Source organism: Candidatus Cardinium sp. TP (assembly GCF_025215055.1).
In the GTDB taxonomy this organism is placed as follows: Bacteria; Bacteroidota; Bacteroidia; order Cytophagales; family Amoebophilaceae; genus Cardinium.
On sequence record NZ_JANAVR010000019.1, the window covers coordinates 1 to 18,933 of the forward strand.

The 18,933-nt window shown below is 40.2% G+C and carries 14 protein-coding genes and 3 tRNA genes; 6 read left to right on the plus strand and 11 right to left on the minus strand.

Translation table 11 applies throughout. The annotated features are described in order from the left end of the window. Positions 1–258: 258 nt before the first annotated feature. From ppdK to NLX65_RS03120, 3 genes are all read right to left on the minus strand, one after another. Entirely contained in the window at positions 259–2,892 is a 2,634-nt protein-coding gene (gene ppdK / locus NLX65_RS03110) for a pyruvate, phosphate dikinase (RefSeq protein WP_260537081.1), read from the minus strand. A 6-nt stretch (positions 2,893–2,898) separates the two neighbouring features. Continuing rightward, complete coding sequence (gene metG / locus NLX65_RS03115; RefSeq protein WP_260537083.1) at positions 2,899–4,587, minus strand: methionine--tRNA ligase; 1,689 nt, start codon at positions 4,585–4,587, stop codon at positions 2,899–2,901. 901 nt (positions 4,588–5,488) lie between these two features. Beyond that, complete coding sequence (locus NLX65_RS03120) at positions 5,489–6,718, minus strand: ABC transporter permease (protein ID WP_260537085.1); 1,230 nt, start codon at positions 6,716–6,718, stop codon at positions 5,489–5,491. 193 nt (positions 6,719–6,911) lie between these two features. Between NLX65_RS03120 and NLX65_RS03125 the strand changes: the two genes are divergently transcribed. The 6 genes from NLX65_RS03125 to NLX65_RS03150 all read left to right on the plus strand — a co-directional run bounded on the left by NLX65_RS03125 (position 6,912) and on the right by NLX65_RS03150 (position 10,957). Beyond that, complete coding sequence (locus NLX65_RS03125) at positions 6,912–7,133, plus strand: DUF2795 domain-containing protein (protein ID WP_034576849.1); 222 nt, start codon at positions 6,912–6,914, stop codon at positions 7,131–7,133. Positions 7,134–7,339: 206 nt separating this feature from the next. Further along, positions 7,340–8,875, plus strand: a complete 1,536-nt coding sequence (locus tag NLX65_RS03130) for a hypothetical protein (RefSeq protein WP_260537090.1) — start codon at positions 7,340–7,342, stop codon at positions 8,873–8,875. A gap of 55 nt (positions 8,876–8,930) precedes the next feature. Then, entirely contained in the window at positions 8,931–10,181 is a 1,251-nt protein-coding gene (locus tag NLX65_RS03135; RefSeq protein ID WP_260537092.1) for a UDP-N-acetylmuramoyl-tripeptide--D-alanyl-D-alanine ligase, read from the plus strand. A 102-nt stretch (positions 10,182–10,283) separates the two neighbouring features. Continuing rightward, positions 10,284–10,372 (plus strand) — tRNA-Ser (locus NLX65_RS03140). A 17-nt stretch (positions 10,373–10,389) separates the two neighbouring features. Next, a tRNA-Pro gene (locus NLX65_RS03145) sits at positions 10,390–10,464 on the plus strand. Positions 10,465–10,884: 420 nt separating this feature from the next. Beyond that, positions 10,885–10,957: transfer RNA gene (locus tag NLX65_RS03150), tRNA-Arg, on the plus strand. Between the two features lie 229 nt (positions 10,958–11,186). Here NLX65_RS03150 and NLX65_RS03155 read toward each other — a convergent pair. From NLX65_RS03155 to NLX65_RS03190, 8 genes are all read right to left on the minus strand, one after another. Continuing rightward, the gene (locus tag NLX65_RS03155) at positions 11,187–12,374 is read right to left on the minus strand and encodes a phosphoglycerate kinase (RefSeq protein ID WP_260537094.1); all 1,188 of its coding nucleotides are present in this window, start codon (positions 12,372–12,374) and stop codon (positions 11,187–11,189) included. Between the two features lie 27 nt (positions 12,375–12,401). Then, positions 12,402–12,776 carry a hypothetical protein gene (locus NLX65_RS03160; protein ID WP_260537096.1) on the minus strand — a complete coding sequence of 125 codons (375 nt, stop codon included), beginning with the start codon at positions 12,774–12,776 and terminating at the stop codon, positions 12,402–12,404. 113 nt (positions 12,777–12,889) lie between these two features. Beyond that, positions 12,890–13,189 carry a DUF721 domain-containing protein gene (locus NLX65_RS03165; protein ID WP_260537098.1) on the minus strand — a complete coding sequence of 100 codons (300 nt, stop codon included), beginning with the start codon at positions 13,187–13,189 and terminating at the stop codon, positions 12,890–12,892. Positions 13,190–13,438: 249 nt separating this feature from the next. Beyond that, on the minus strand, positions 13,439–14,035 hold the full coding sequence (locus NLX65_RS03170) for a phospholipase D-like domain-containing protein (RefSeq protein WP_260537100.1): 597 nt from the start codon (positions 14,033–14,035) through the stop codon (positions 13,439–13,441). 87 nt (positions 14,036–14,122) lie between these two features. Further along, entirely contained in the window at positions 14,123–16,168 is a 2,046-nt protein-coding gene (locus NLX65_RS03175; RefSeq protein ID WP_260537102.1) for a hypothetical protein, read from the minus strand. Positions 16,169–16,189: 21 nt separating this feature from the next. Further along, on the minus strand, positions 16,190–16,687 hold the full coding sequence (locus NLX65_RS03180) for a hypothetical protein (RefSeq protein WP_260537104.1): 498 nt from the start codon (positions 16,685–16,687) through the stop codon (positions 16,190–16,192). Positions 16,688–16,855: 168 nt separating this feature from the next. After that, a complete protein-coding gene (locus NLX65_RS03185; RefSeq protein WP_260537106.1) occupies positions 16,856–17,314 on the minus strand; it encodes an Lrp/AsnC family transcriptional regulator in 459 nt (152 codons plus the stop codon). A 413-nt stretch (positions 17,315–17,727) separates the two neighbouring features. Then, positions 17,728–18,624: an Rpn family recombination-promoting nuclease/putative transposase gene (locus NLX65_RS03190; protein WP_260537108.1), complete on the minus strand. Its 897-nt coding sequence runs from the start codon at positions 18,622–18,624 to the stop codon at positions 17,728–17,730. Positions 18,625–18,933 lie beyond the last annotated feature (309 nt).

Sequence of the window (18,933 nt, forward strand, 5' to 3'; positions counted from 1 at the left end):
AAGCTTCAAGATGTTTTAGATGGAGAAGTATGTATAACAAACCCCAACTTATAGAGGAGCCGTATAACGGGAAACTGTTACGTACGGTTTTGAAGCCAAGTGGGGAGGGGTGACTCTCTCTGCTTAGGTAACAGGATTTTTTTTATTGATTTTCAAATAAAAGTGTCTATTCTCGCCATTGGTTAATAATGCACTTTATCCCACTTTTTTCTTGATAAAAAAGTGGACAAAAAATCAGTGAGTTGAACAGATACCCAATTAATGACCTGCCACTACTTTTGCGGCCGCCAACTTGGCAATAGGGACTCTATAGGGCGAACAGGATATATAATCTATTCCAATTGAATCAAAAAAGGCAATAGAAGCTGGATCCCCGCCATGTTCGCCGCAAACTCCTATTTTTAAATTTGGATTTGCTGACCTGCCGCGTGCTACTGCCATTTGAATCAATTCTCCTACCCCTTCTTGGTCAAGCGTAACAAAAGGATCTGCCTGAAGCAGCCCTTTTTGTTGATAACAGTCTAGAAACTTGGCGCCATCATCACGTGAGATACCAAGGGTAGTCTGGGTTAAATCATTGGTCCCAATGCTAAAAAAATCAACCAATGGGGCAAGGATGGCGGCTTGCAAGGCTGCTCTGGGCAATTCTATCATTATACCCACCTTATATCGGATTTGAGGCGCTGTTTTTTGATATACCTCTTCTATGATTTTTTTAAGCAAAACCACCTCTTTGGCATCAAAGACAAGCGGCAACATAATTTCTAACGCTACCTGCTTGACTGCTAAAGCAGCTTCAAATAACGCTTCCAGCTGCATCACATAAATTTCTGGAAAGGTGATGGCCAACCTAACCCCCCGATTACCCAACATCGGGTTTACTTCAGCAAGTTGCGCCATACGCTTGGTGACTTCATCCAACGGAAGACCTACTTGTAAGGCCAACTCAGCTATATCCTGGCTGGGTAAAAATTCATGTAAAGGTGGGTCTAGTAACCTTACCGTAATAGGCAAGCCATCTAGGATCTGAAAAAGAGCTATAAAATCGCTTTTCTGTACCACCTTCAATTCGGTTAAAATATCGGCACGTGCTGCTTTACAACTGGTTAAGATCATTTTTCTAAACAGGCACATGCGATCTGCATGAAAAAACATATGCTCTGTTCTACAAAGACCTATGCCTGCAATGCCAAAGGATAACGCTACCGTTGCATCCTGAACAGTTTCTGCATTAGCCCTTACCTCCATTCTTTTGCTCTGATCTACTAACCCCATAAAGGTTACAAACTCAGGAAAAGGCTTGGGCCGTACAGTTGCTACTTTACCTTTGATCACCTCGCCTGTTGTGCCATTAATGGTTAGATAACTACCGCGTTTCATCTTGGTCTGGCCAATCACCAATGTGCTGCTTTGGCGGTCTATTGTAATGGCCTGTGCACCACATACACAGGGTTTACCCATTCCCCTTGCTACTACTGCAGCATGGGCCGTCATGCCGCCCTTGGTCGTTAAAATGCCTACAGCCATCGCCATGCTACCTATATCATCCGGACTGGTTTCCTCCCTAACCAAAATCACATGTTCATTTTTCGAAAGGTGTTCTACCTCTTCTGGTGTAAAGGCAATCGCCCCAGAGACGACACCTGGGGCAGCAGGCAACCCTTGGGTTAATACTTCTATGGTTTGATCGGCATCTAATGTAGGATGCAATAGGCGCTCTATCTGTTCATAATCGATTCTTTTTAATACTTCACACGCATCTATCTTGCCTTCTTGCATCATATCCACTGCTATTTTAACTGCAGCGCTGGCACTGCGTTTGCCATTTCTGGCTTGCAATAGCCATACTTTTCCTTGCTCAACGGTATATTCAATGTCTTGCATCTCAGCAAAATGGTGCTCTAAAGCCATAGCTAAGCCACTTAGCTCGCTAAAAACAACGGGATATTTTTCTTCCAGTGCTTCTTGCGGATCTTGAATAGCCTCCCTCCCTTCTTTCGTGACTTGCCGAGGGGTCACTAAACCAGAAACCAACTCTTCGCCCTGCGCATTGATTAAGTACTCACCAAATAAACTCCGCGCACCCGTAGAGGGATTTCTGGTAAATAGGACGCCTGTTAGGCTATCTACCCCCCTATTGCCAAATACCATAGCCTGAATGGTAACGGCTGTACCTCTCTGATCCTCTATATGGTTCAATCTTCGATAGGTAACTGCTCTTGGGCTATTCCAAGAGGCAAAAATAGCCGCTATAGCCTTTTTCAATTGCTCAAAGGGATCTTGGGGATAAGTAGTACCCGTATGGTCTAAGATGATTTTTTTATAGCCATCAATAACTGTATGCAGTGCATCAAGACTGAGTCCTGCTGCATCATGGGCCTGCTCTACTGTTTGCATGCGCTCCATTACTGCTACAAATAGATGGTAATCAATGCCCATAATAAGGCTACCATACATTTCTATAAAACGCCGATAGCTATCATAGGCAAATCTAAAATCTTGGGTAGCATGACCCAATAGCTCGGTTGTGGCATCATTTAAGCCAAGATTCAATAGGGTATCCATCATACCCGGCATCGAAGTTTTAGCACCAGAACGTACCGATAGCAGCAGGGGAAAAGGGCCAGCCCCAAAATGTTTGCCGGTTGCCTCTTCAAGCCCCTTAAGCGCTGCCACCACTTGATCCCAAATGGCACTCGTTGGACCCTGTTGACCGTAGTAGCTACACCCCTCCGTTATAATGGTAAAGCCTGGTGGAATCGGAAAGCCTAAAGAGGACATCCGTGCCAACCCATATCCTTTATTGCCTAATATAGATGGGTCACCCTGTGCATCCTCCTTACCGTAACCAAAATAATAAATCCATTTTTTAACTTGCTTTTCATCTAACATATTCCATTACCCTATTACATCCGTAGAAAGATTTTTTAATTTTTCCCGTTGTGCTTCAATACTATCATCTTCAATTTTTTCAAACAACAAGATAGGAGATGACAAGGGATCACCGAATTGTAGGAGATGGGCTACATCCACATTCCCCCAATCTGTTGCTTTTAACCCCAACATACGCGCCATTTTATCACTTGTGGCCGGTAAAAAAGGTCTGATCAACAAGGTTACAGTAGCAATCAATTGCAGAGTGATATGCAATACAGTTCCCGCTTCTTCTGGGTTGCTTTTGACCAAATGCCATGGTCTCCTATCGGTTAAATATTTATTGCCTAATGTAGCGTACCCCATAGATAGTTGCAGGGCTTCTTTAAATTTAAACTGCTCTATGGCATGACCTACTTCACTAAAAGCAGCTCTTAAGGCAGTCAATAAAGCTTGATCTGCAGCATTAGGTGCCATACGAGGTGGCACCAAACCACCAAAATGTTGATGGACCAAACTAAACGTTCTATGGACCAAATTACCTAGATTGGCCACCAACTCACGGTTATTTTTATCCTGGAAGTCTTGCCATGTAAAGTCGCTGTCTTTGTTTTCTGGCGCAATGGTACAGAGCACATACCGCAATACATCTCTTGGAAAGGTTTCTAAATACTCGTGGAGCCACACCGCATGGCCACGGGAGGTAGAAAGTTTTTGGCCCTCTAAATTTAAAAATTCATTGGCTGGAACCTGTTGAGGCAAAATAAACTGACCATGCGCTTTGAGCATCACAGGGAAAATAATACAATGAAAGACAATGTTATCCTTGCCAAGAAAATGAACCAGTTTGGTATCTGGATCTTTCCAAAAGGGCTCCCAATCAATCTGTTGGGCTTTTGCCCACTCTTTAGTTGCGCTAATATAGCCAATCGGTGCCTCAAACCAGACATAAAGGACCTTCCCTTTTCCTTCAGGCAGTGGCACAGGAATGCCCCAAGTTAAATCTCGGGTTACAGCACGCGGTTGCAACCCTTGGTCTAACCAACCTTTACATTGACCATATACATTGGTTTTAAAATCTTTATGGTCTTCTAAAATCCATTTTTTAAGCCAGCTTTCATACTTATCTAAGGGTAGATACCAATGCTTGGTCGCTTTTAAAATAGGCTTTGCACCACTAATGGCAGAAGTAGGATCAACCAACTCCTCTGGACTCAGTGTTCGGCCACATGCTTCACATTGGTCTCCATAGGCATCTGAATGGTGACAACTGGGACAGCGGCCTTTGATATACCGATCAGATAGAAATTGCTGACCAACCGGATCATAGTATTGTTCTGTTTCATATACTTCAAATATGCCTTTTTGATGCAACTCCTTAAAAAAGTCAGTCGCAGTCTCATAATGGGTAGACGAGGAAGTTCTGGCAAAGATATCAAAGCTAATACCCAACCCCTGCAGCGATTCTTTAATAAGGGTATGGTATTTATCCACCACTTGTTGAGGTGTAACTCCCTCTTGCTGCGCACGAATCACCACAGGCACGCCATGTTCATCAGACCCACTGATAAAGACAACAGTAGCCCCTTTTTGCCTTAAATAACGCACATAAATATCAGCAGGCAGATAGGCTCCTGCCACATGGCCTAAATGAATTGGCCCATTGGCATAGGGCAGTGCAGCGGTAACGGTATATCGTTTTGGATGCGTCATGGGTGCAATCATTAAGAAGGTGTGTTTTTGTACATATGCAGCATTATTAGATGTAGCAAAGATCTGCAAAAAATCTGAAAGATGATTGTTAGGAGGATGATGTCTGATTTTTTTTTTTGTTTCGGGGCTAAGGTGGCCCATACGACTGAATAGATACCTGATAAAGTTGAAAAAAGTAGCTTATGGATGGTCGTTTGTGGACATTCTGTTTCGTAATAGAGCCAGTAAGTAGCATAGTTTCTAACTGGATAAAGTTATACCAAAATATCCGCTAGGAAACAGATATTTTAAAGATTTCCGTTTTACTGAAAGTACCCAATTCCTTTATAGGCAGCCGCAAGTGAAGCGCAGGCCAGTTATTCATCTAAAAACACCATCATACCTAACAATCAATAATAGTATCTCCATTCAATTGACACCATTGACCCCTTCACTCATCAACCACTGATACAGGTATTTGGTGTAGTAGTCAAGATTTAATCTAACAATTGTTAAATTCTAAAATAATCACTATTACACATCATGATACTTATTACGTATGTGTTCAGCGCGATGGTTTTTTGTGTCAAAAAAAACCGCCCCTGTAAAAAGTGGCGGTTTAGAAAGTGGCATTTTACAGATGATTAGGAAAAACAGTTTCCTTTGAAGCCCCATTTGGAGGCGCTTTCTATTTTTCCATCTGTAAGATGGCACTTTCATCGGCTTTTTACCGAGGGCTTGATTTTTTGTCCACTTTTTTATCAAGAAAAAAGTGGGATAAAATGCATTATTAACCAATGGTAAGAATAGATATTTTTATTTGAAAATCAATAAAAATACTTAATTTTACGCCATTGTGTGAATAGATACCTTATTACTATCTGGTATAGAAATAAAATTAAAAATATGCATACCTATTCGCTTATCTATCGATGAGGCTGGTGCGACCCAATGACTTTCTAGCCAATTGCATAGCGCGTTGCATGGGCCAGAGGGTCGCCAATAGACTAAATAGAGTAGTGACGATAGCTGTATATACCCAATCAAGTCCATGTATTTCTATTGGATACGGGATCTTACTGCGCACCCTAGTAAAGGTAATGATGCCAAACTTTTGCTGTAAAAAGCCTAATCCCCATCCTATAATCAGTCCATATAATATACCTTCCAAAGATACCAAGAGGCCATTATAGCATATAATCTTACCTATTTGACTTGGCGTCGCACCAAGTGCAGCAAGCATCGCTATATCTTTTTGCTTATGCACGATCAACATACATAACATAAAGAAAATATGCAGTGCAGCCAAAAGCAATACCAAACCAAAAATAAAACAGACAGAAAGGCGTTCTATGAAGATAGCCCTACGACGTGGTGCATTTTGTTCATCTCGATGGGTCACCTTATAGCCATCTGGCAATACTTGCTGTATGCGGGCTTGCATGCTTTCCAGGTCAGCGGTCTCTTCGAGGACTACCTCCCAATGGGTACGTTGATGACTGCCATCTGTCAACGCCTCCACAAAATCCATAGGAGCAATGATATATTGGCTATCTATTTGCCGCGCTATAGAAAAGAGACCATGCACCGCCAACCTCATGCGCTTGTAGGGCTTACAAAGCGGGTAACAACCACCCTGCTTCGGATAAAAAACCTCTACCCTATTGCTATGAGGCGTCCATTGTAAAAATTGGCCAACCAAAATGCCCGCAATAGCTTGTGGCCTGCCGTCCCGCCAAAAAGTAACCCCATCCATAAAGGTAGTGTTTCTATACAACTCACTTGCTGTAAAATTCTTAGAAACACCTTTAAGCGTCACAATGACTTGCTGACGATGCAACCGTACCAGTGCAGTGGCCTCTAATACTTCTACGATATCTGCTACACCAGAAAGATGCATGATATGACCTTTTAATTCAGCATCGCTGACAAATGTTTTACCGATTTTTGGTTCTATTTTTAAGGCAGGTGTATAGGTATAAAACAAATTAGACAGTACCTTTTCCATGCCATTCATGGTAGACAAGATGAGTACTAAAATAGCGCTACCCAATGCCATACTGTAGCAAGAAAGTCTAGATAACCTATAGATTAATGTGGTGTGGGCATACTTTTTAACGTAACGCCTGGCAAGAAAAAAAGAAATTTGCATAAATTACACTAGCTGTAGAATAACCTGACACCTTAATATTAAGGTGCGCTTAAAAAATTACATAGTCATCACAAGCAATAGAGGGGTAATTGCTTGTATGAATTTGAAAATTGCGCTATTTTTGCCTGCTAAAAGATAGGCCTAAAGTCTATCAGACGCAGCTTAAATTTAATTTATTTTTCGCTTTTACATTATGTATTGGACACTTGAATTAGTATCGCATTTAGAGGATGCCCCTTGGCCAGCTACTAAGGATGAATTGATAGACTATGCAAAACGATCAGGCGCCCCTTTTGAGGTAATTAGGAATCTAGAGGAATTGGATGATGATGATTATCCATATACTTCGATTGAAGAAATATGGCCTGACTACCCAACAGGAGATGATTTTATCTTTAATGAAGATGAATATTAAAGCTTGAAGCAAGTCAGGTAACCTATAACGCGCGCTCTGTAGTAGATGCGATGCATGTAGGCCTTGATTTGTAATCTAATAGCAGCATCCTGCAGCTTTTTATATGGTTTTGCGAATCATTTCTAGGTAATAAGGTGCTATATTCAACATAGCTCCTTATCCTAGATTGCAACCCGAACCACTCATATAGCATTATAACATTTCAAATGGTTACATCCATCCGCAAAAAAGCTAAGGGTATCGCACAGTCTATAGGCTTAACAGCTGGATGGCTGTTTTCGTTTTGTATGCCATGTAACGCACATTCCTCTACTGTTTATACACTTACAACCATAACCATAACATCTACAGGCGCTCTAGCACCAACGCCATCATACCCTTACTTACGTTTGTTGCAATGGCTGACCCCTACTACGCATGCCTCTCTCATACGCAGCTATATCTCTTTGGCACCTGGTGCAACCTTTGATGCGCAAAAACGCTTGGCTATTAAGCAACGCTTAATGGTACTGCCCTACTTTTCAACTGTTTCTGTTACATGTGAAAAGGTAGCAGGAGGTAGTACCCCCATGCTGTCGGACCTAATCATACAGACCAAGGATCGATTTCCTATAACGGTTGATGTAAGTCTAGATGAGGGGCCGTTCTGTACCCTAACGCATCACAATATAGGGGGCTATGGCCATCGCTTCAGCAACCAGCTTTTTCTAAAGAAAAGATGGGGCTATGGTTTTATCTATGAACTGCCTCGTCAGCATGGGAACTATTTCTTTGGCGGACAATATTACAATCAAACAGATATTGCCTACGGTCGCAGCTATAAATTTAATTACAAGAATTTATGGGTGGGCAAGTTATTCGCTATACAAACAAAGGAATCCTACGCGTCCTATTCATGGATCACTGGGCTAAGCGGTAGTAAGCAAACATTCACTACACGCCCACTTTGTAGAGCGATGAGTAATACAACTTACTACGACAATACATTTTTTTTGGGTAAGATAGGCTGGGCAGCTGTTAATTACACAACCACAAGGGGAGTCTATCGACTGCATGCTTTGGAAACTTTACCCAAGGGTGGATCGATAGAAATGCTATATGGTTACCAAAATAGCGCATGTAACAACAGACACTATATAGGCATCCATTGTATTAAAAATACCGCACACCCCAGGCTTAGATATATACATTTAAGCTGTAAATCAGGAACTTTTATAAATAAAAAAAGATTCGAGGAAACAATATTAAAACTGGCTTTGGCTTATGCTGGTCCACCTATACAAACATGCAAAGGTGCACGTCAGTTTATTACCATAGACTATATAGCGGGTTATCGCATGCCCAAGGAACGTCAGTTAGGCATTAGGCGCCGTGATCCCGAATCCTTAGCATTGCCTGACGAAGTCAATAGCATGCAAGCGCCCATCCATGCACGGCTTACTATCCATTTAGATAGCACTTTACATATGCCCATTATGGCCCCTCCCATTCGATTTGCTTGCCTTGGGTTTGTCCATTTTATAGCCCTGTATAATCAGAATCAAGCATTATTGAACCAAACATGGATAGACCGCTATGGCATAGGCCTACAAGTAGAACATGCTAGCATATCGTGGTTGGCCACAACGTTAAAAATAGGCTATAGCCCTTTCTTAGGAAAGGTAGTACCTTCTATTCAGTTGGACATGGGCCACTTTAAGCATACAACAGACCCTAAGCCTAACGTTGTTGCCTACAGCTAACCGTCTGGCTCTATCTTACACATTTATGGTAGCCACACTTTATCAGAAATATTTAATGACGCAATCTGTAGCCACAGATACACGCCATTTGGCTCCAGGTTCCCTTTTTTTTGCCATTCGGGGCCCTAACTTTAATGGCAATGCTTTTGCCGCAGAAGCCCTAGCCAAGGGTGCCCGGTATGTAGTCATAGATGACCCTAGTTATGCCAGACCCTCATCTGCCTATATCCTAGTCAAGGATAGCCTGGCTACACTCTTACAACTAGCTGGTTACCATCGGTCTCAATATGGCCTCCCAGTTATAGCGATAACTGGGTCTTATGGTAAAACCACTACCAAAGAGTTGATATACACGACCCTCCGGACCACTTATAGAACCGTAGCCACCAAAGGTAATTTAAACACACCCATTGGGGTGGCTTTAACCCTTTTATCCATACAACAGGATACACAACTAGCCGTTATAGAAATGGGTGCCACCCAATTAGGTGATATTGCTTTTTGTTGCCAAATAGCCCGACCGACACATGGTTTAATTACTGCTATTGGTGCGGCACACCTGGAAGGATTTGGGAATATAGAAGGGGTTATGCAAGGTAAAAGTGAGCTATATGATTACCTATACGCGACTCGTGGTACTATTTTCTTAAACAACCTAGCTTCCTTATCAGCTATCATAAAAACACGATTGAAACACGCTATTACCTACAACTGCACACCCATTGAGTTGGTGTGTGAAACACCCTATATACGTTATAAATCAGAGCAAGAAGTTACCACTCACTTGTTAGGGAAACCCCATATACACAACATCGCAGCAGCGCTTGGTGTCGCCCAATACTTTAAGGTACCGCGTCCAGTAGCCCACCAAGCCATTCAAGATTATATCCCCACCAACCAACGGATGCAATTCGTGGTCCAAGACAGCAATCAATTGATTATAGATAGCTATAATGCCAGTCCTGCTTCCATGCAAGCTGCACTGGATGCGTTGCTACAATTAAAGGTGCGCTACCGTGTGGTTATCCTAGGTGATATGGCTGAGTTAGGTAGCCACGCTACAGCTTGGCACGATACAATCGTTAAACAACTTAGGCAACCTGATTATAACCAGGTACTACTATGCGGTCCTTTGTTTACCCTTTCTGCCTGCAAACAACCGTACCCAACCATCCATTGCTTTCCAAGCAAAACAACATTGGCTGATTATCTAAGCAGACACACCTTCCAAGAAAGTGGTATTTTATTAAAAGCAGCCCATAGCCTAGCCATACACACACTAGTAGAATTGTTGAAAGCGTCATAGGCCATGATTTTATATGATACCAATACTAATTTTTGAAAATTATATGCACTTATTTGTTATAATTTCAGTAAATTTACATACCTTATATTGATAAGGCTATAGGGATAGGTGGGTGAGTGGCTTAAACCAGCAGTTTGCTAAACTGCGGTATGGATTGTTCTGTACCGGGGGTTCGAATCCCCCCCTATCCGCTCATTAGTTTAACATCCGGGGCGTAGCGTAGCTCGGTTATCGCGTCTGCTTTGGGAGCAGAAGGTCGCAGGTTCGAATCCTGCCGCCCCGACAAAGCATTTATATGATGCTTTTTGCTTACAAAAAGTAATTTTTATCTTAAGCATTGCACCTCAAAAACTGATCCTTGGAAAAGTTGCGGTCAGAAAGTATAGCTTGCAGCAAGTTTTTGCATAGGGTTTGATTTTTTGTATATGTTCAGCGTACTGGTTTTTGCCTCAAAAAAACCGACCCTGTAAAAAGGCGCAGTGTAGAAAGTAGCAGTTTACAGATGATTTGGAAAAACAGTTTCCTTTAAAGCCCCCTTTGGGGGCACTTTCTGTTTTTCCATCTGTAAGATGACACTTTCAGGGGCTTTTTACCGAGGTCTTGATTTTTTGTCCACTTTTTTATCAAGAAAAAAGTGGGATAAAGTTCATTATTAACCAGTATCGGGAACAGATACTATTTATCAATAAACAAATTTCTTTTAGGTTCCGTAGCTCAATGGATAGAGCAACTGCCTTCTAAGCAGTAGGTTGAAGGTTCGAGTCCTTCCGGGACCACACACGCTAGCTTTGTATGTGTTCAGCGCGATGGTTTTTTACGTCAAAAAAACCCGCCCCTGTAAAAAGCCGTGGTGTAGAAAGTGGCTTTTTACCGAGGTCTTGATTTTATCCCACTTTTTTCTTGATAAAAAAGTGGGATAAAATGGATTATTAACCAGTAATGTGAACAGATACGAAATGAGATATTTTTATTTTTCATTTTAGGTAGGCTATAGACCGTGGTAGCTTATTGCTTCAGTGCCTCTAGACTTGATAGTTTTCGATCTGCTGCAATATAGGCCAGCAAGGCTCCTCCTCCTGTAGAAATATAGGAAACTTGATTGGCATAGCCTGTTTGTTTTATAGCAGCAGCGGTATCTCCGCCACCCACTATGCTGTAGGCGCCATGCGCAGTGGCCTGGGCAATGGCCTGGGCAATGGAGAGGGTGCCAAGCGCACATTGATCCCATTCAAATACCCCTATAGGGCCAGCCCATAATATGGTTTTAGCTTGCCCAATCAATGCTGCAAAGTGTGCTTGTGTAACCGGTCCAATATCTACTACATAGGAGCCACATGGTAGATCAGCAAGTGATAAGGTCGATGGTGTCATCTGTTCATCCATTTCAGGTAGCGCCTGGACATCTGTTGGCAACCATAATTGACAATGGTGATGGTGTATTAGCTCATGAAATAATCTACTGGCAATCCTCTCTGCTTCTGAATGGGTATGTGGACATGGTGACTGTTTTGCATAGTAAAACGGTAGGATCAATCCTCCACCAATCAATATATGGTCTACGTAACGCATTAAGCCTTCAATCGGCTTTGCTTTATCTACGAGCTTATTACCGCCCATAATGGCCACAACGGGTGTTTGGTCTTTTGAAAAAAGTTTATCAATAGCCGCTATTTCTTGCTGCAATAAGTAGCCCGCATATCGCTCTTTAAAATAAGTAGGTAGTAAAGTAGTAGAAACATGATTTCTATGAATGGTTCCAAAAGCTTCATTGATATAGACCTCTCCCCATTCAGCCAGTGCTTGAGCAAAACCACTATCTTCTAATGTTTCTGATGCGTGGAAACGCACATTTTCCAGTAGTAGAACGCTACCTGGTTCTAGCCTATCTATCTGTTCTTTTACCACAGCGCCTATACAATCGCGCGCAAAAACAACAGGTTGTTGCAATAAATTAGATAATAGAGGCAAGAGCCTGCTTAACGAATAGCGTGCTTCATATCCATGTTTAGGCCTGCCCAAATGGGCAAGCAAAATAGCTATTCCTCCATCTGCTATTACTTTTTGAATCGTTGGTAAACTGCTCCAAATACGTCGGTCATCGATAATCACGCCATGATCCGTTATGGGTACATTAAAATCAACGCGTATGAGTACCTTTTTACCCTTAAAAGATATGCCTTGTATACCAACCATAAGAATGTTTGCTTTAAACAAATAGGGTTACAAGCCCAAAGAGAGCTTTCGATTCATATGTTCCAGAATATCATTCAATTGGGTTGAATAGTCTAACCCATAACAGTATCCCCAAAGGGCAAACACATCCCCCTCCTGATCCGTTTGATGACATTTAAACTTCCATTTTTTACTTACTTTCCCAAAATAAATAGATACCCGTGAAGAAGATTTAGATTGGTAATTACCCTCTACATTGACAGGATCAAAACCAGAAACAAGATGACCAATTAAAGAGACTTGATTGGTTCTTTGGAGAATCATCTCTTTTGTTTTGATTGTCTTTTCTTTATTTACACCATGGCCTACCACAAGTTTCTGCTCTGTTTCTACTACTGGTCTTTTTTCTACTAGCATAATCATTCCTTTAAAGTTCAGTATTGATAACTTTTGAACACTGACGTGAATCTAAGAAATATTTTAGTAGTTCTAAATAGTTAGTGATTTATTTTGCATCTTTTCTTACGAAAGTATACCTATAAAAAAACAACATCTTGCAGCAGGGTATGCGACATAGTTTGATGGAGCATCATCAGGATTCCATCTTTATTGCACTTTAACTCATGCCGTAAAGGAGCAGAAGTTATTTTTAAAAAAATCTTGTTATGGTGGACATAAAGCTTTTCCGTCCTATCACAAACCACCTTAGGCATGATGGTATGCCATGCTGCACGTACCATAGCTGCTGTTAATTGTTTCTGAAAAGGAGAGGTTTCAAGAAATCTGTTTACCAATTCTTTAAGACTTTTTGTCTGATGGGCATTGTGCATATGCATCGTAATTTAAAATTATAGTTCGTTTAGCCAATAATGGAGGTATAGGGATGATACCATTGGCAAATGTAATAGGATTCTCGTTGCTTACCATGGATAAGGCATCCATGCTATAGATTATTAAATAAAACAGTATTTTTTCATGGATGCTTGTTACGCTCTTCATATAATAGCTGGATGGAATAGCAAGTTTGGCTAGAAGTCGTAGCCCGACAGCAATAAGTTGACGTCACTGTTTTGTAATCTATAAGGTCAATGGTTACGCATATATTTTAATCGTTCTCCAGCTGCTGCCCTCATGTACCAATTATTTTTAAACCTTCTATTGATGTCTTTTCCTGTTATCATCACTAGGTTTTCTGCATTTCTGGTTTGCGCACTATGTATCCAGTTAAAAGAACCTGTAATCACATATTCATCATCAATAATCATAACTTTATTGTGTGCATAACCAACTGTTTTATCAATTATAATAGGAATACCATACCGTAACAACTCATTCACTTTACTACCCTTGGTAGTTGGGGCATCTTTATCTATTAACAACTGAACCGCTACCTTATTTTGATGCGCTGCTATCAATGCGTCTGTAATCTGTTTAGAGGTAATGACATAGGCCTGTACAAAAATGGATGTTTTCGCAGATAGAACCTTGGCCACAATAAGATCCATACAAGGGTCCTGTGGTGTAAACCAGGCTTGTATGGCTAAGTCGGAATCGAATCGATTGGAAGTATGGCAAGCGGTATAATTTACCAATAGACTGCTTAAGGCGATGCTAATTGTACCTAAAAGCTTAACCCACATATGGGTTATATGCGGCAACTTGCCAATAATAGATTTTTTCATAAATAGTTCCAATAGACTAGTAACAAGGTAGCCCTTTCACTTGCTGGAAAGACAAAAACAAAAAAACGTCCTTTATAAAAGATTGCGTTAAAACCTTACTAAAAGTTGTATCATTCCACACTGACTGCCTCTACTGGGTGAAGGTCTTTTGCTTTGGGCGGCTTCTGTTTTAGGCAGATCTTTAATGTAATATATAAAACTATATTTAATTTCCAGACGAACCCATCCGATGGGCTTCCAACAAACCAACCCGGTAGCATCGATTCCATTACCATAATAGGGATAAAATTGCCTACTACTATATAATGGATTGGGTAGATAAAAGTATAGTCTAGTAGTATAATTTGGAGTATTAAAATAGGTCGCTTTTCCAACCAATTGCCATTGACTGCCTTTCCATTTTTGTATGCTGGATACCGCATAGCCACGATCGGTTTCGCCTAAAAAAGTATACTGGGTATATTGTATTTCTGCTTGGGTCCACCAATAATGGGTAAGCTTGTGGTCTACCTTACACTTCAAACTATTTTGGGTAGATGACACAATCATTGCGGATTCACATGCTGTTTTAGGCTTATTACGCGGATTTTTATGCAGTTTATGTTGTACCACCAATAGGGTGGTACGATGCAACATATAATTAGAACGTGTAGTAAAACGATAGCCACTACTCGCTTTTGACAGCTGAGGCTTAGGAAATAAGGTGGCAAAAAAGTGCCCACTAGTTGCGAGTTGCCAACTAGGTAAAGGTGTAACTTGCACACAGAGATACCCTCCTTTTTCATTGGCATGCCCTGTGGTATACCGTTTAAAGGCATTCCCATAGGGTGTATGCAATCCCTTACCATAGTAATATAACGCACCAGAAAGATCTACATAACGGGAAAAACTTACTACACATCCTGTAATCAACGCTTTGCCCTGCTTAGCCTTAATCGTATTTGGCACAGTAAACCCTGCTTCTCCAAATAAGATCCAGTTTTTCCATAACAAACGGTAAAATAGACTAGCAGCAGATTGGGACCCATAGGGCTCCTCGGCCACTCTTTTATTTATAATAGGTATATCATAATGGTGATAGAGCAGATTGATACCCACCTCTGTTTGGCCTCTATGGTAGGGTTTGCGTATGGTGCACCCCACCACCTGTTCATTAACCGTTCCTTTTTTGGCTAGTTTATGGACAGTATCATATTTCCCTATGCAATCAATTTGATGGATATAGAGCTGGTTATTTAGATTGCGTTGCAAAGTAGCATCTAGGTTATGGTTTGCATAGAACCCTGTTGCCTCAATAGGGCCTAGATCAGAGGTGATTGCTACACCACGCAATCCAATACGTCTTATACTCTTATAGGGCCTAATGCCCACATTATTAGAACGAACAATAGAACAAACCGCCCCCCCTGACTGGATATACCCTGCACTTAACAGCAAGCCTTGACCATAGCCCACTTGATAATCTCCAATGACTATTTTTTTTATATACTTTTTATGGTTTACCATTACAAAAACAGACCATAGGTTAAATCCATAACGATAGGTTGCATGGTCCCAACAAAATGATTCGCCTGCTTGTTTTCTACCGGTGATGCCCCATGTTATGGCATCATTATGGTTACAGCAAAGTTGAACCATACATTGATCTAGATTGCCTAAGGTAGACAACTGAGTCGTTTTATTCAGTGAAGGCGTATAACGACATAAAAAATAACTAGATTTATTTTCATTGATTTTTAGAAAATTAGATGGCAGATGGTAGGTTTCTGGTACATAAACAAATGGTAAAAGCAAAGCTATGGTGGTTAGATCAAAATCAGGAATGGCCTGCAATTCATATTTAGAATAAAGCGGGCCTGTGGTAGCCAAATGGTTAAAGTAATTTTTTATTTGATTTACAGATAGAATGCCTAATACTGCCAATGATTCTTCCGTTGCCTTATTTAAATCCAATGGTGTAGCATAGGCTTCTCGAAGGGCTTGTTTAATGGATTCAAAATCTTCCTCTTCCGTAAAATTTTGCCGCTGGTAGATTGCCGTTACGTAGTCGTCAAAGGAAAATAAATGAGGTAGAGCCAAGGGAACATCTAGGCGCACCACCAATAATATAAAAATAATAAGATAGCGACGCATCTTTATCTTTTTGACTCTATCCTAAAAACATGCAACGGCTAGGCATGGTTGTATACCATATGTTTGATTAAGAGCCATCTGCCAATTTTCTACATACCTCAATAATGCTTCACAATTCATCAATAAGTGACTATTGATTACTACTAGTGTCTTGATGAAATCCAATAACGCCTCTTTTTTATCATCCTCATAGTCATTCAATCTTGTCAGAGGCGTTATAGAATCGGATCTCGCGTTTCTATGCATGAAATAAAATGGCTCCATGATACTACCCATATTATTTTGTATGCCAAAATATTTTTGCACAGTTTTTATAGTTTGTTTTACGTTCGCTATACGGATACCCCTAGCTTCCTGTTCACTACAAGACGGTTGTAGCACCAAAAATTTATTTATGAACCTTTTTATATGATCCGCTCCGATTTGCTGCACACGATTGCCAATGCGTAGATGATTTGCTACGCAAGATGAAAGTAAAATAATATTTATATAGGACAATAAAAACCGTATGATAAACATAACTACTCATTAAAAGGTTAATCACTTAGCCATTCAAAGTATCCAATATTTATTACTAATGCCGTAATAACTACAACAAATTATACGTATAAAATCGGAATCATGGAAACGATGAGATGGGAATGAATGGATGCGATGCATCCATTTGAGATGGAAAGGGTAAAGCGTCTATGCTAACAATAGCGGTTTGGTTTTTACCAATTGGGTGACTGATAAGGTTTTTACATGGTCCACAAATGGCAGTAGATAGAGTTTTTCTATGACCATTGTTTGGTAACTGGCTATATCTTGCGCATAGACCATTAACACGAAATCAAAATCACCTATTACTTGATAACAAGTGGTAATGGATGTTATTTTATCAACCGTAAGCTTAAATAACTTGATGTATTCAGCGGTACTTTTTTGAAGGCGAATGCCCGCCATTACATGGACCAAGAAACCTAGCTTTGCATAATCAATTTGTGCACAATAACTTGTGATAATGGTATGCTGCTCTAACTTTTTAACCCGTTCAAGCGTAGCTGCAGGAGATAGATTGATTTTTTGTGCAAGCGCAGCATTGGTGATTTTTGAATCAACTTGAAGAATATTTAAAATATGTTTATCTATCTTATCTAGTTCCATACTATCCTCAAAAAGGAATTTGATGCTTGATCTTAATTTATAGCTAGCCTTGCCTTAACTTGGCGCCTATGGTTTAGCGAACACGCAATGGCGTAAACTTAAGGAATATATTTTATTGATTGTTACTATCTATTCACACCATTGGTTAATGTGTCATCTTACAGATGGAAAAACAGGAAGCGCCCCTTTTGGGAGCTTCAAAGAAAACTTTTTTCCTAATCATCTGTAAAATGCCACTTTCTATATCGCGACTTTTTACAGGAGCGGGTTTTTTTGACGTAAAAAAAACCAATGCGCTGAACACCTACAAAAAACTAGTGGCTGGAACGACAGATGCCTATCATTTTAATTGATAATCAATAAAATTTACCCATTAACTTGACGCCATTGAGGGAGCACTTCCTATCTAATAATTATATAAGTTTTTCAATATGAGACTGGGATAATCCAGTGAAACGCATAATCTTGTTTATAGGCTCACCTTCTTGGAGCATTAACTTAGCGATTTCTATCTTACCCTCTATCTTACCCTCTATCTTACCCTCTATCTTACCCTCTTGTCTTGCTTGGTTTTTCATATAGTCTTCTACTGCTTGATTATCCATAATACGCTTGATCTCTTTCTCATAAGTTAGTAATTCTATTTCTGACCAGTTAAAGCGATTTAAAGCTTCATAGGCGCGCTGAATAACCAAATCAGAATCTAGTATTTTGCTAACATCTTTTTCACTCGTAGAGGAAGCATAACGAAAAAAGTAACACCACTTCTCTATCATGGTGGAAAGGTCCTCTATAGCTTTAATCTTAAATTTGGGTAGTTCTATAAAAGTAAAAGAGAAATCTTGTAGATCATGCGCGTAGGTATTCGCGTCTAAAATGATATGATTGGATAGATAATCTTTTTTGTCAGGAAAAACAATATAATCCGTAATAGCGATAAAGATAACTGCTTTAAGATCTTGGTATCTAGCGCCTACTTCTTGGCCTGGATTGAGCTGTCTGGAATAGGCCTTTGCAGCATAGTACTGTGCCCTTTTTTCAAAGCCCTCTTGGGGAGCGACTTGCATCTCTACGATAATTTGCTTGCCATATTGATCTGTGCATAGTACATCTACTATACTTTCTTTTTTGCAAGCAATATCCGGATCTTGAATCGTAGATAGAAAGGTTACTTCTTTTACCTTATCTGGACCATGTAGATCCAGTATATCGTTGATAAAGTGAATAAGAATATCTTTATGCTTTTCACTACCAAATATCTTACGAAAGGCTACGTCGTTCTTTGGATTTAAAAACTTTGAGGTCACCATAGGAGTATATAACATCTGCCGATAATATAGTAACTTTTTATGGTATAACAAGAACCTATTGGTTTAAATGGGTGAAAAGTTTAATCTATTGTACTGTATTTTCCGTATCGTTTTAAATCTTGACTCTTACACCTATCCTCAGAGGAGCCTCGATTAACCCTTACCTTAACTGTAGTAGTCAAGATTTAATCTGACAATTGTTAAATTATGATGATATAAATCTTAACTACTATGAACTTACATCAAAAAATTATCAAGCCTAAATTAGGGTTATTGGAACTAGCTAAAACATTAGGCAACATCTCCACT